The sequence below is a fragment of the Burkholderia sp. MSMB617WGS genome (assembly GCF_001532025.2).
Classification (GTDB): Bacteria; Pseudomonadota; Gammaproteobacteria; order Burkholderiales; family Burkholderiaceae; genus Burkholderia; species Burkholderia savannae.
Genome location: NZ_CP013457.1, coordinates 2830284 through 2843136 on the forward strand (window position 1 = coordinate 2830284; position 12853 = coordinate 2843136).

The following is a 12853-nucleotide window of genomic DNA, read 5'->3' on the forward strand; positions in this document are numbered from 1 at the left end:
CGGCGCTCCTCACAGTCCGAGAATCATCTGCGCGATGATGTTCTTCTGGATTTCGTTCGAACCGCCGTAGATCGACGTCTTGCGGTAGTTGAAGTAATACGCGGCGAGCGGCGCCGCGTCGTCGTCGCCCGCGACGCTGTGCTCGCGCTCGCCTTCGAGGAACGGCGCGTCGAACGGCGCGGCGAGCGGCCCGATCGCGTCGACCATCAGCTCGGTCAGCGCCTGCTGGATCTCGGTGCCCTTGATCTTCAGCATCGACGCCTCGGGCCCCGGCCCGCGCCCGCTCGCCTCGCTGCTGACGACGCGCAGCACCGTCACTTCCAGCGCCATCAGCTCGATCTCGAGCGCGGCGATCTTCGCGGCGAACACGGGATCGGCGATGAGCGGCTTGCCGTTCTTGCGCTCGCGCGACGCGATGCGCTTGAGGAAATCGAGCTCGCGCTTCGACGCGCCGACGCGCGCGATCCCGCTGCGCTCGTGCCCGAGCAGATACTTCGCATAGGTCCAGCCGCGATTTTCCTCGCCGACGAGATTCTCGACGGGCACCTTCACGTCCTCGAAGAACACTTCGTTGACTTCGTGATCCTCGTCTAGCGTGATGATCGGGCGCACGGTGATGCCGGGCGATTTCATGTCGATCAGCAGGAACGAGATCCCTTCCTGCTTCTTCGCTTCGGGATCGGTGCGCACGAGGCAAAACATCATGTCGGCGTACTGGCCGAGCGTCGTCCAGGTCTTCTGGCCGTTGACGACGTAATGATCGCCGCGGCGTTCGGCGCGCGTGCGCAGCGACGCGAGATCCGAGCCCGAGCCGGGCTCCGAGTAGCCCTGGCACCACCAGTCGGTGCCGTCGAGAATTCGCGGCAGATAGTGGCGCTTTTGCGCTTCGCTGCCGTACTTCATCAGTACCGGCGCGACCATCGACACGCCGAACGGCAGCACGGGCGGCGCGCCGATTCGCGCGCACTCCTCATCCCAGATGTGGCGCTGCGTCGCGTTCCAGCCGGGACCGCCGTACTCGGCGGGCCACGCGGAAGCGGACCAGCCTCGCGCGCCGAGCAGCCGGTGCCAGCTCGCGAAATCGTCGCGATTCAGACGCTTGTGGTTGAGAACCTTGTCGCGCAGCGCGCGAGGCAGATTCGCCTCGAGCCAGGCGCGGACTTCGGCGCGGAACGCGTCGTCGGCGGGGGAATAATCGAGATCCATGCGCAGTGTCTCCTCTGACCGCGCCGGCGGCCGCCTGCGGCCGCGCAGCGATCAGCGATCGATCACTGCAGAGGCTCTTTCAGCGCGGCGGGAACCGGCAGCGGCATCACGTCGATGCCCTCTTCGGCCAAGGCTTGCGCGTCTTCGGGCGTGGTCACGCCGCGAATGTTGCGCGCGGGCGCTTCGTTGTAATGAATGCGCCGCGCTTCCTCGGCGAAGCGCTCGCCCACGTTCTCGGTCTTCGCGAGCACCTCGCGCAGCGCACGCATCGCCTGCGCCTGCAGTTCGCGCGGATCGACCGGCTGCGCCTGCGTCGCACCCGACAAATTCAGGCGCGGCGCGGACGGCATGCGGCTGACCTCGGTCGCACCGCAAGCCGGACATTCGACCAGCTTGCGGGACAACTGCGCTTCGAACTCATCGGCCGACGCGAACCAGCCTTCGAACCGATGGCCTTGCGGGCACTGTAAATCGAGGACCTTCATGCTGAATCAGGGCGTGCTGCCAGTGTATCGCAAATGGAAATTTTTTGAACGATCGTGCTAAATTCAGTCCGAAAAAGGACGCGATCGAGCGAACCGTCGCACCGATTGTATCCCTTCGCAAAATGTCCCGCTCGGCCCGACTTTATGGCCGGATCGCGTCGCCGAGCGGCCACGCGCCGGACATCGCCTTCTCCAGCCACATCGTGCCGATGATCGTCTTGACGTCGCTGATCCGGCCGGTGCGCACCCATTCGAGCAGATCCGGCAACGTCGCCGTGAACGTCTCGAGGAACTCGCCGTCGTCGAGCTTGCGCTCGCCCGCCGTCAGGCCGCGCGCGAGATAGACGTCGATGAATTCCGTCGAATACGAAATGATCGGATGAATTCGCGTGAGGAACACGTACTCGCGCGCGCTATAGCCGGTTTCCTCGCGCAGCTCGCGAACCGCGCATGCGAGCGCGCCTTCGTCCGGATCGAGCTTGCCCGCCGGAAATTCGGCCATCACCTTGCCGATCGGATAGCGGTACTGGCTCTCCATCAGCACACGGCCGTCGTCGAAGAGCGGAATGACCATCACGGCGCCCGGATGCGTCACGTATTCGCGGGTCGCATGCTTGCCGTCGGGCAGGCGCACGGTATCGCGCCTGACCTTCAGGAACGAGCCGTCGTAGACGGCTTCGCTTTCGATGCAAGTCTCGGTGAGGGTGGCGTCGTGATTCGGCAAGTCGGCCATCGGCGGCTCCGCAGTGGGGCGCGACGGCCTACGCCGTCAGCGCCGTTTGACGAGATACTGGAACGTGAAGCCGGGAAACGCGAACACCACGAAAAGACTGAGGGTGATCGCGTAGAACTGCCAGCCCTGTTCGAAGCGGTTGCCGGCGCGCGATTCGAGCCAGAAGCCCAGCGCGCCGACGACGAAATACAGCACGATCAGTTCGCCGATCCGCAGCCATGCGCTCTTTTTCGCCGTCGCCCCGCTCTTGAGCGGCACGACGGCGAACAGGCGCTGATTCAGGAACGGCAAGTTGGCGCCGGCGAGCGCCAACAGCACGATGAACCAGCCGGCCGCCGACATTACAGCGGCAGCGTGTGGCTGATCGCCTGCAGGCAGACCGTCATCAGCGGGCCCGGCACGATGCCGAGCACGACGACGGCGAGGCCGTTCAGCACGAGGATCGTGCGCTTGCACGCGTCGCCCGCGATCGGCGTCGTGTCCTGCGGCGCGTCGAAGTACATCAGCTTGACGACGCGCAGATAGTAGAACGCACCGAACAGCGACGTGATGACGGCAAGCACGGCGAGCCACGTGAGGCCGGCGTTGACCGTCGCCTCGAGGACTGCGAGCTTCGCGTAGAAGCCGACCGCCGGCGGAATGCCGGCGAGCGAGAACATCATCACCATCATCACGAACGCGAACACCGGGCTGCGCTTGTTGAGGCCCTTGAAGTCGTCGAGCGTTTCGGCTTCGAAGTCGCGACGGGCGAGCAGCATCACGACGCCGAACGAGCCGAGCGTCGTCACGAGGTAGACGATCATGTAGAACATCGCCGAGCTGTACGCGCTCGCCGCCGACGCCGGATTGCCGTTGACGACGCCCGCGAGCAGGCCGAGCAGCACGAAGCCCATGTTCGAGATCGCCGAGTACGCGAGCATCCGCTTGATGTTGCGCTGGACGATGCCGGTGATGTTGCCGACGATGAGCGACAGCGCCGCGAGAATCACGAGCATTTCCTGCCAATCGACCGCGAGCGGCAACAGGCCCATCACGAGGAAGCGCAGGCCCCACGCGAACGCCGCGACCTTCGGGCCGCCGCCGACGAAGAGCGTCATCGCGGTCGGCGCGCCCTGGTAGACGTCCGGCACCCACATGTGGAACGGCACCGCGCCGAGCTTGAACGCAACGCCCGCGACGATGAAGATCACGCCGAACAGCAGCACCGCGTCGTTGATGCGGCCCGATGCGACCGCCTTCAGCACTTCGTTCAGCTCGAGCGAACCCGTCGCGCCGTACAGCATCGAGATCCCGTACAGCACGAAACCCGAGGCGAGCGCGCCGAGCACGTAGTACTTCATCGCCGCTTCGCTCGATTGCGCCGCGTCGCGGCGCAGCGCGATCACCGCGTACAGCGACAGCGACATCAGCTCGAGGCCGAGGTACAGCGTCAGGAAGTTGTTGCCCGAGATCATCACGAGCTGGCCGAGCAGCGAGAACATGCCGAGCAGGAACACGTCGCCGCGGAACAGGTCGCGATCCTCGAGATACCTGCGCGAGTAGACGAGCGTCACGGCGAAGCCGATCGACACCACCGCCTTCATCGCGCTCGCGAACGAATCGACGACGACCATCCGCGAGAAGAAGTAGTACTGCTGCGGGTCGAGCGCTTGCAGCGCGAACCACACGCCCGCCGCGGCCGACGCGACGACCGCGATCAGATACGTGAGGCGGCGGCCGGCCGCGCCGACGAAGGTGTCGTTCAGCCACGCGACGACGATGGCGACCATCACCAGCGCATCAGGCAACAGGACATTCATAGGTGCGTTTTGCATGATCTTTGTATCCTCCGCTCGGGCTTACTGGGCCAGCGGCAGTTTCGACTGCGCGACGTGGGAGAGGAGGTTTTCCACGGAAACGTGCATCACGTCGGTAAAGGGCTTCGGATAAAGGCCCATCAGCAGCGTGAACGCGGCGAGCACGGCGAGCATCGTGAATTCGCGGCGGCTGATGTCCTTCAGCTTCGCAACGTGATCGTTCGCCACCGCGCCGAAGTACACGCGCTTGTACATCCACAGCGTGTACGCCGCACCGAGAATCAGCGTGAACGCCGCGCCGAACGCGATCCAGAAATTGAACTGGACGGCGGCGAGGATCACCATGAACTCGCCGACGAAACCCGACGTGCCCGGCAGGCCGCAGTTGGCCATCGAGAACAGCATCGCGAACGCGGCGAACTTCGGCATCACGTTGACGACGCCGCCGTAATCGGCGATCTGGCGCGAGTGCACGCGGTCGTACAGCACGCCGATGCAAAGGAACATCGCGCCCGACACGAAGCCGTGCGAGATCATCTGGACGATCGCGCCTTCGACGCCAAGCTGGTTGAAGATGAAGAAGCCGAGCGTGACGAAGCCCATGTGCGCGATCGACGAATATGCGACGAGCTTCTTCATGTCCGCCTGCACCATCGCGACGAGGCCGATGTAGATCACCGCAATCAGCGACAGCGCGATCACGACGGGCGCGAAGAAGTGGCTTGCGTCCGGCGTAATAGGCAGGGAGAAGCGCAGGAAACCGTATGCGCCGAGCTTCAGCATGATCGCGGCCAGCACGACCGAGCCGCCCGTCGGCGCTTCCACGTGCGCGTCCGGCAGCCAGGTGTGCACCGGCCACATCGGCACCTTCACCGCGAACGCGAGGAAGAACGCGATGAAGAGCAGCACCTGCGGCGTCATCGCGATCTTCGCGTTCTGCCACGTAGCCAGGTCGAACGAATGCGTTTCCGTGTACAGGTAGATCAGCGCGACCAGCATCAGCAGCGAGCCGGCGAGCGTGTACAGGAAGAACTTGAACGCCGCGTACACGCGGTTCGGGCCGCCCCACACGCCGATGATGATGTACATCGGAATCAGCGTCGCCTCGAAGAACACGTAGAACAGCAGGCCGTCAGCCGACGAGAACACGCCGATCATGATCCCCGAGAGGATCAGGAACGCGGCGAGATACTGCGACACGTGCTCGGTGATCACCTCCCAGCCGGCGATCACGACGATCACCGTGATGAGCGCGGTCAGCACGACGAACCACATCGAGATGCCGTCGACGCCCAGGTGATACGTGATGTTGAAACGTTCGATCCAGCTCGTTTGCTCGACGAACTGCAGCGCGGCGGTGCTCGAGTCGAAGCCCGTGATCAGCGGGATCGTGACGGCGAGGCCGGCGAGCGAGCCGATCAGCGCGATCCAGCGCGCCGCGCCCGGATTCTTGTCGGAGCCGACCGCGAGCACGATGAGGCCGAAGACGATCGGCAACCAGATCGCGGTACTGAGAATCGGAAAAGAGTGCATTAGTCGTCCCCGCCTTATTTGCCGCCGAGCGTTACAAACAGGGTCAGGAGCCCCAGCATGCCGATGATCATGGCGAACGCGTAGTGATAGATGTAACCGGATTGGAGGAAGCGGATCACGCCGGCGAACCAGCCGATGAAGCGCGCGCTGCCGTTGACGAGGCCGTCGATCACCACGACGTCGCCTTCCTTCCACAGACCGCGGCCGATCGCGACCGAACCCTTCGCGAACACGACCTCGTTGATCTTGTCCATGTAGTACTTGTTGTCGAGCAGCGTGTAGATCGGACCGAACGCGCGACGGATCGCGGCCGGCAGATCCGGGCGCTTCAGGTACAGGAACCACGCGACGACGACGCCCGCGAGCGCGAACCAGAGCGGCAGCGACGAGATCGAATGCAGACCGAGCGCCGCCCAGCCGTGGAACTCCTCCGCCATCTCGGCGAGCGCCGGGTGGTTCTGGCCGATGAAGATCACCTTGTCGAACGCGACGCCGTGCTGGAAGAAGTCGCCGTACAGCATCGGGCCGATCGCGATCGCACCGATGACGACCGACGGAATCGCGAGCAGCACGAGCGGCAGCCAGACAACCCAAGGCGTTTCGTGCGGTTCGTGCGCGTGGCCGTGACCATGGTCATCATCATGGCCGTGATGCGCGGCCGATTCGGCGCCGTGGTTGTTGCCGAATTCCTTCGGATGACGGAAGCGCTCTTCGCCGTGGAAGACGAGGAAGTACATCCGGAACGAATACAGCGCGGTGACGAACACGCTCGCGACGACCGCGAAATACGCGAAGCCCGAGCCCGGCAGGTGCGACAGCTTCACCGCGTCGATGATCGAGTCCTTCGAGTAGAAGCCCGAGAAGAACGGCGTGCCGATCAGCGCGAGCGAGCCGACGAGCGACGTGATCCACGTGATCGGCATGTATTTGCGCAGGCCGCCCATGTTGCGCATGTCCTGATCGTGGTGCATGCCGATGATCACCGAGCCCGCGCCGAGGAACAGGAGCGCCTTGAAGAACGCGTGCGTCATCAGGTGGAACACGGCGACCGGGTACGCGGACACGCCGAGCGCGACCGTCATGTAGCCGAGCTGCGACAGCGTCGAGTAAGCGACGACGCGCTTGATGTCGTTCTGGACGATGCCGAGGAAGCCCATGAAGAGCGCCGTGATCGCGCCGATCACCGTGATGAACGACAGCGCGGCGTCGGACAGCTCGAAGAGCGGCGACATGCGCGTGACCATGAAGATGCCGGCCGTCACCATCGTCGCCGCGTGAATCAGCGCGGAGATCGGCGTCGGGCCTTCCATCGAGTCGGGCAGCCACACGTGCAGCGGGAACTGCGCGGATTTACCCATCGCGCCGATGAAGAGGCAAATGCACGCGACGGTCAGCAGGCCCCACTGGGTGCCCGGAAAATGCAGCGCCGCGAGTTCCGCGCGCTTCGCGAACACTTCGCCGTAGTTCATCGAGCCCGCGTACGCGAGGATGAGGCCGATGCCGAGCAAAAAGCCGAAGTCGCCGACGCGGTTCACGAGGAACGCCTTCATGTTCGCGTAGATCGCGCTCTCACGCGTGAAGTAGAAGCCGATCAGCAGGTACGACACGAGCCCCACCGCTTCCCAGCCGAAGAACAGCTGCAGGAAGTTGTTGCTCATCACGAGCATCAGCATCGAGAACGTGAAGAGCGAAATGTACGAGAAGAAGCGCTGATAGCCGTCCTCTTCCGACATGTAGCCGATCGTGTAGACGTGCACCATCAGCGACACGAACGTGACGACCACCATCATCATCGCGGTCAGCGTGTCGACGAGGAAGCCTACCTCGAGCTTCAGCGAGCCGACGTTCATCCATTCGTAGACGGTCGCGTTGTAGCTCGCGCCGTCCAGCACCTGGAAGAACACCATCGCGGAAAGGATGAACGAGATCGCGACGCCGAGAATCGTCACGCGGTGCGCGCCTTTGCGGCCCACCGCGTTGCCGAACAGCCCCGCAATCAGCGAGCCGGCCAGCGGAGCGAGCGGAATCGCCAGCAGCAGGTTTTCATTGAGTGTCGTTGACATAACAGCGTTGCCTGAAATTAACCTTTGAGCTGATCGAGATCCTCGACATTGATCGTGTCGAGCTTACGGAACAGAGTCACCAGAATCGCGAGGCCGATCGCGGCTTCCGCTGCGGCGACGGTCAGCACGAAGAACACGAAGATCTGGCCGTGCACGTCGCCCAGGTAGTGCGAGAACGCGACGAAGTTGGTGTTCACCGCGAGCAGCATCAGTTCGATCGCCATCAGGATGATGATGATGTTGCGGCGGTTCAGGAAAATCCCGACGATCGCGATCGCGAACAGGATCGCGCCGAGCACGAGGTAATGAGCCAAGGTCAACATAGATTCTTCTCCTCCGCTTAGCCGTTGTTCCCGCCCGACGCGGCGTCGCTCGCGGCGGTTTCCGGCTGCGGCTTGTCGGCTTGCATCTTCACGAGGCGCACGCGATCCTCGCGGCGCACCTTCACCTGCTCGGACACGCGCTGGCGCTTGCTGTCCTTGCCCTTCTGCGCGGTCAGCGCGACTGCGGCGATGATCGCGACGAGCAGCACGAGCCCCGCGATTTCGAACGCGAAGATGTAGTCGGTGTAGATGACCTTGCCGATCAGCTTCGTGTTCGGCATGCCGGCGAGCGCGCCCGCGGCCATGTCGCGCACGGGCGAGGCCGTCGCCCCGTAGCCGCGCCAGAGGATCAGCGCCGTCTCGACGACGATGATCGCGCCGATCACGGTCGCCATCGGCACGAAGCGCTTGAAGTCTCGGCGCAGCACGTCGACGTTGATGTCGAGCATCATCACGACGAAGAGGAACAGCACCATCACCGCGCCCACGTAGACGAGCACCAGCAGGATCGCGAGGAACTCGGCCTCGAGCAGCATCCAGATCGCGGCCGCGTTGAAGAACGCGAGCACGAGGAAGAGCGCAGACGCCACCGGGTTGCGCGAAGTGATCACCTTCAGCCCCGACACCACGAGGAGCAGCGAGAAGATGTAGAAGAGTACGGTCGTGAAGTCCATGATTACCGGTTCATCATTAGGCCATTGTCAGGCGCGGTTGGCTGGCACCGCCGGGCGTGCCGCGGCTTCGCCGCAGCTTGCCGGCCCGCTCCCGGGCCGGCGCATCGGATTAGCGATACCGCGCATCGGCGGCCTTCGCGGCCGCGATCTCCTTCTCGTAGCGATCACCCACCGCGAGCAGCATTTCCTTCGTGAAGTACAGATCGCCGCGCTTCTCGCCGTGGTATTCGAGGATCTGCGTCTCGACGATCGAATCGACCGGGCAGCTCTCCTCGCAGAAACCGCAGAAGATGCACTTCGTCAGGTCGATGTCGTAGCGCGTCGTGCGGCGGGTGTTGTCCGCGCGCGTCTCCGATTCGATCGTGATCGCCATGGCCGGGCACACCGCTTCGCACAGCTTGCACGCGATGCACCGCTCCTCGCCGTTCTCGTAGCGGCGCAGCGCGTGCAGCCCGCGAAAGCGCGGCGAAATCGGCGTCTTCTCCTCGGGGAACTGCACGGTGAACTTGCGCTTGAACGTGTAGCGCCCCGTCAGCGCGAGCCCCTTCAGCAGCTCGGTCAGGAAGAAGGTCTTAAAAAAATGTTGGATTGCCGTCATGATTTCGTCCGCCCCTTATTTCCAGATATTCAGCGGCGACATCATCCAGAAACCGACCACGATCACCCAGATCACGCAGACCGGCAGGAATACCTTCCAGCCGAGGCGCATGATCTGGTCGTAGCGGTAGCGCGGGAACGTCGCACGGGCCCAAATGAACACCGACAGCAGCGCGAAGACTTTCAGCACCAGCCAGAAGATGCCCGGAATGAACGACAGGAATTCGAACGGCGCATCCCAGCCGCCGAGGAACAGCGTCGCCGCAAGCGCCGAGATCACGATCATGTTGATGTACTCGGCGAGGAAGAACAGCGCGAACGCCATCCCCGAGTAGTCGATCATGTGACCCGCGACGATTTCCGACTCGCCTTCCACCACGTCGAACGGGTGGCGGTTCGTCTCGGCGATGCCCGAGATGAAATAGATGACGAAGACGGGCAGCAGCGGCAGCCAGTTCCACGACAGGAAGTTGACGCCGTGGCCCGCGAAGAAGCCGTGTTGCTGCGAGCCGACGATCTCCGACAGGTTCAGGCTGCCCGCCGTCATCAGCACGAGCACGAGCGCGAAGCCCATCGAGATTTCGTACGACACCATCTGCGCGGCCGCGCGCATCGCGCCGAGGAACGCGTACTTCGAGTTCGACGCCCAGCCGGCGAGAATCACCGCGTAGACGCCGATCGACGAGATCGCCATCGCGTACAGCAGCCCCGCGTTGACGTTCGCGAGCACCGCGCCCGCCTGGAACGGGATCACCGCCCACACGGCGAACGCCGGCACGACCGTCATGACGGGCGCGATCAGATACAGCCAACGGCTCGCGGCCGTCGGATGAATCACTTCCTTCAGCAGCAGCTTCAGCACGTCGGCGATCGGCTGCAAGAGGCCCGCAGGGCCGACGCGGTTCGGACCGAGACGCACGTGCATCCAACCGATCAGCTTGCGCTCCCACAGAATCAGGTACGCGACGCTCAGCAGGATCGCGACGGCGACGACGAGGATGCGCACGAGCGCCCACACCGTCGGCCATGCGACGCCGAGAAGCTGGGCTCCGCCCGAGTTGATCGTATCGAACAAGCTCATTTACGCCTTCTCCACCACCAGTTCACCGGACAGGCTGCCGAGCGCTGCGCCGGCAGGCGTGGCCGCCGACACGCGAACGACGGCTTCCGCAAGATTCTCGTCGCGCACGGCCGGCAACTGCACCGTGCGATCGCCCTGGCGCACGCGCACCGCGTCGCCGTTCTTCAGACCGAGCTTGTCGAACAGCGCGGCGGGCAGGCCCACCTTGTGCGCCGTCTTCGCGGCGGCCGTCAGGTGCAGCGCGCCCGCGCGGCGCGACAGCGCGTCGGCATGATAGATCGGCACGTCGGCGAGGCGCTCGAGGCCCCCGTTGGCCGCCTTCGCGGCCGCGCGCGCCGGCGCCGCCGCGGTCTTGTTCGACAGGCGCGGCGCGATCTCGCCGTCGCCGAGCGCGGCGAGGCGCACTTCTTCCGACGTCTCGTATTCGAAGTTCGGCAGGCCGAGCAGGCTGCCGAGCACGCGCAGCACCTTCCACGCGGGGCGCGTGTCGCCGAGCGGACGCACGACGCCGTTGAACGACTGCGCGCGGCCCTCCGCGTTCACGTACGTGCCGGCCGTCTCGGTGAACGGCGCGATCGGCAGCAGCACGTCCGCGTAATCGAGGCCGTACTTGAACGGCGACAGCACGACGACCGTCTCCGCCTGCTTCAGCGCGGCGATCGCCTGCGCCGGATCGGCGGTGTCGAATTCGGGTTCGACGTTCAGGAGCACGTAGCCCTTGCGCGGCTGCGCGAACGCGTCGCGCGCGTTCAGGCCGTTCGCGCCCGGCAGCGCGCCGACGAGGTGCGCGCCGACCGTGTTCGCCGCTTCCGTCAGGAAGCCGAGCGTCGCGCCCGTGTTGTCCGCGATCCACTGCGCGATCGCGTGGATCTGCGCGAATTGCGGATGCTGGACCGCGCTGTTGCCAAGCAGCACGACGCGGCGCTCGCCGTTGACGAGCGATTGCGCGACCGCTTGCGCCGCGGCCGACGCGTCGACGCCCGCGAGCGCGTCCGGCAGCGCGACGCCGCGCGCCTGCGCGACGGCGGCCGCGATGCCCGCAAGCGTGTCGAGCCATGCCGACGGCGCGGCGACGATGCGTTGCGCGGTGGGGATCAGCGCGTCGTCGCCCGTCGCGTGCAGCAGGTGCAGCTTCGCGCCGCTCTTCGCCGCCTGGCGCAGACGCGCCGCGAAGAGCGGATGATCGCGACGCAGGAACGAGCCGACGACGAGCGCGGCATCGACATCCGACAGATCGGCGATCGGCATGCCGAGCCACGGCGCGCCTTGCGCGGCCGCGGAGAAATCGGTCTGACGCAGACGGAAGTCGACGTTCGGCGTCTTCAGCTCGTGCGCGAGCTGCTTGAGCAGGAACAGTTCCTCGACCGTGCTGTGCGGGCTCGCGAGCGTGGCGAGCGCGGACGCGCCGTGGTCGTCGCTGATGCCCTTCAGGCCGCGCGCGACGTATTCGAGCGCGGTCTGCCAGTCGACTTCGCGCCACTCGCCGCCCTGCTTGATCATCGGCTTGGTCAGGCGCTCGTCGCTGTTCAGGCTTTCGTACGAGAAGCGGTCCTTGTCCGAGATCCAGCACTCGTTGACGGCTTCGTTCTCGAACGGCAGCACGCGCATCACGCGGTTGTTCTTCACTTGCACGACGAGGTTCGCGCCGACGGAATCGTGCGGGCTCACCGATTTGCGGCGCGACAGCTCCCACGTGCGGGCGCTGTAGCGGAACGGCTTGCTCGTCAGCGCGCCGACCGGGCACAGGTCGATCATGTTGCCCGACAGCTCGGAGTCGACCGTCTTGCCGACGAACGTCGTGATTTCCGAATGCTCGCCGCGGCCCAGCATGCCGAACTCCATCACGCCGGCGATTTCCTGGCCGAAGCGCACGCAGCGCGTGCAATGGATGCAGCGCGACATCTCTTCCATCGAGATGAGCGGGCCGACGTCCTTGTGGAACACGACGCGCTTTTCTTCCGCATAACGCGACGTCGACTTGCCGTAGCCGACCGCGAGATCCTGCAGCTGGCATTCGCCGCCCTGATCGCAGATCGGGCAGTCGAGCGGATGGTTGATGAGCAGGAACTCCATCACCGACTGCTGCGCCTTCACGGCCTTGTCGGATTGCGTATGGACGATCATGCCGGCCGAGACGGGCGTCGCGCACGCGGGCACGGCCTTCGGCATCTTCTCGACTTCGACGAGACACATCCGGCAGTTGGCCGCAACCGACAGCTTCTTGTGATAGCAGAAGTGAGGAATGTACGTGTCCGCCTTGTGCGCAGCCTGGATCACCATGCTGCCTTCGGGCACCTCGACCTTCTTGCCGTCTATTTCAAGTTCAACCATGATGGTGAATGGTCCTTAACCTATTACCGCT

At 64.7% G+C, this 12853-nt stretch carries 12 protein-coding genes; all 12 read right to left on the minus strand.

Annotated features, from left to right (window positions below; translation table 11 throughout):
* Positions 1-9: 9 nt before the first annotated feature.
* The 12 genes from WT60_RS13930 to nuoG all read right to left on the minus strand — a co-directional run bounded on the left by WT60_RS13930 (position 10) and on the right by nuoG (position 12822).
* Positions 10-1206, minus strand: coding sequence for an acyl-CoA dehydrogenase family protein (locus WT60_RS13930; RefSeq protein ID WP_038747232.1), 1197 nt, complete (start codon positions 1204-1206; stop codon positions 10-12).
* A 62-nt stretch (positions 1207-1268) separates the two neighbouring features.
* Entirely contained in the window at positions 1269-1691 is a 423-nt protein-coding gene (locus WT60_RS13935) for a DUF1178 family protein (protein ID WP_038747235.1), read from the minus strand.
* Positions 1692-1833: 142 nt separating this feature from the next.
* Positions 1834-2424, minus strand: coding sequence for an NUDIX hydrolase (locus tag WT60_RS13940; protein ID WP_038747238.1), 591 nt, complete (start codon positions 2422-2424; stop codon positions 1834-1836).
* A gap of 36 nt (positions 2425-2460) precedes the next feature.
* Positions 2461-2766 carry a DUF2818 family protein gene (locus WT60_RS13945; RefSeq protein ID WP_059574616.1) on the minus strand — a complete coding sequence of 102 codons (306 nt, stop codon included), beginning with the start codon at positions 2764-2766 and terminating at the stop codon, positions 2461-2463.
* A complete protein-coding gene (nuoN, locus tag WT60_RS13950; RefSeq protein WP_059669563.1) occupies positions 2766-4223 on the minus strand; it encodes an NADH-quinone oxidoreductase subunit NuoN in 1458 nt (485 codons plus the stop codon). Before nuoN ends, WT60_RS13945 begins: the two co-directional genes overlap by 1 nt.
* Before the next feature lie 39 nt (positions 4224-4262).
* Complete coding sequence (locus tag WT60_RS13955) at positions 4263-5753, minus strand: NADH-quinone oxidoreductase subunit M (RefSeq protein WP_038747244.1); 1491 nt, start codon at positions 5751-5753, stop codon at positions 4263-4265.
* 14 nt (positions 5754-5767) lie between these two features.
* Positions 5768-7816, minus strand: coding sequence for an NADH-quinone oxidoreductase subunit L (gene nuoL, locus WT60_RS13960; protein WP_038747245.1), 2049 nt, complete (start codon positions 7814-7816; stop codon positions 5768-5770).
* Between the two features lie 17 nt (positions 7817-7833).
* Complete coding sequence (gene nuoK / locus WT60_RS13965) at positions 7834-8139, minus strand: NADH-quinone oxidoreductase subunit NuoK (protein WP_004185739.1); 306 nt, start codon at positions 8137-8139, stop codon at positions 7834-7836.
* 17 nt (positions 8140-8156) lie between these two features.
* Positions 8157-8813 carry an NADH-quinone oxidoreductase subunit J gene (locus WT60_RS13970; protein WP_038747247.1) on the minus strand — a complete coding sequence of 219 codons (657 nt, stop codon included), beginning with the start codon at positions 8811-8813 and terminating at the stop codon, positions 8157-8159.
* 109 nt (positions 8814-8922) lie between these two features.
* The gene (nuoI, locus tag WT60_RS13975; protein ID WP_038747248.1) at positions 8923-9411 is read right to left on the minus strand and encodes an NADH-quinone oxidoreductase subunit NuoI; all 489 of its coding nucleotides are present in this window, start codon (positions 9409-9411) and stop codon (positions 8923-8925) included.
* 15 nt (positions 9412-9426) lie between these two features.
* Positions 9427-10491 (minus strand): NADH-quinone oxidoreductase subunit NuoH, encoded by a 1065-nt coding sequence (gene nuoH / locus WT60_RS13980; protein ID WP_038747250.1) that lies wholly within the window; start codon positions 10489-10491, stop codon positions 9427-9429.
* Entirely contained in the window at positions 10492-12822 is a 2331-nt protein-coding gene (nuoG, locus tag WT60_RS13985; RefSeq protein ID WP_038747253.1) for an NADH-quinone oxidoreductase subunit NuoG, read from the minus strand.
* Between the last annotated feature and the right edge of the window lie 31 nt (positions 12823-12853).

What these genes read in the sequence shown, in the direction of transcription:
- WT60_RS13930 (WP_038747232.1), bottom strand. Translation starts at nt 1,206, where the DNA reads ATGGATCTCGATTATTCCCCCGCCGACGACGCGTTCCGCGCCGAAGTC.
- WT60_RS13935 (WP_038747235.1), bottom strand. Translation starts at nt 1,691, where the DNA reads ATGAAGGTCCTCGATTTACAGTGCCCGCAAGGCCATCGGTTCGAAGGC.
- WT60_RS13940 (WP_038747238.1), bottom strand. Translation starts at nt 2,424, where the DNA reads ATGGCCGACTTGCCGAATCACGACGCCACCCTCACCGAGACTTGCATC.
- WT60_RS13945 (WP_059574616.1), bottom strand. Translation starts at nt 2,766, where the DNA reads ATGTCGGCGGCCGGCTGGTTCATCGTGCTGTTGGCGCTCGCCGGCGCC.
- nuoN (WP_059669563.1), bottom strand. Translation starts at nt 4,223, where the DNA reads ATGAATGTCCTGTTGCCTGATGCGCTGGTGATGGTCGCCATCGTCGTC.
- WT60_RS13955 (WP_038747244.1), bottom strand. Translation starts at nt 5,753, where the DNA reads ATGCACTCTTTTCCGATTCTCAGTACCGCGATCTGGTTGCCGATCGTC.
- nuoL (WP_038747245.1), bottom strand. Translation starts at nt 7,816, where the DNA reads ATGTCAACGACACTCAATGAAAACCTGCTGCTGGCGATTCCGCTCGCT.
- nuoK (WP_004185739.1), bottom strand. Translation starts at nt 8,139, where the DNA reads ATGTTGACCTTGGCTCATTACCTCGTGCTCGGCGCGATCCTGTTCGCG.
- WT60_RS13970 (WP_038747247.1), bottom strand. Translation starts at nt 8,813, where the DNA reads ATGGACTTCACGACCGTACTCTTCTACATCTTCTCGCTGCTCCTCGTG.
- nuoI (WP_038747248.1), bottom strand. Translation starts at nt 9,411, where the DNA reads ATGACGGCAATCCAACATTTTTTTAAGACCTTCTTCCTGACCGAGCTG.
- nuoH (WP_038747250.1), bottom strand. Translation starts at nt 10,491, where the DNA reads ATGAGCTTGTTCGATACGATCAACTCGGGCGGAGCCCAGCTTCTCGGC.
- nuoG (WP_038747253.1), bottom strand. Translation starts at nt 12,822, where the DNA reads ATGGTTGAACTTGAAATAGACGGCAAGAAGGTCGAGGTGCCCGAAGGC.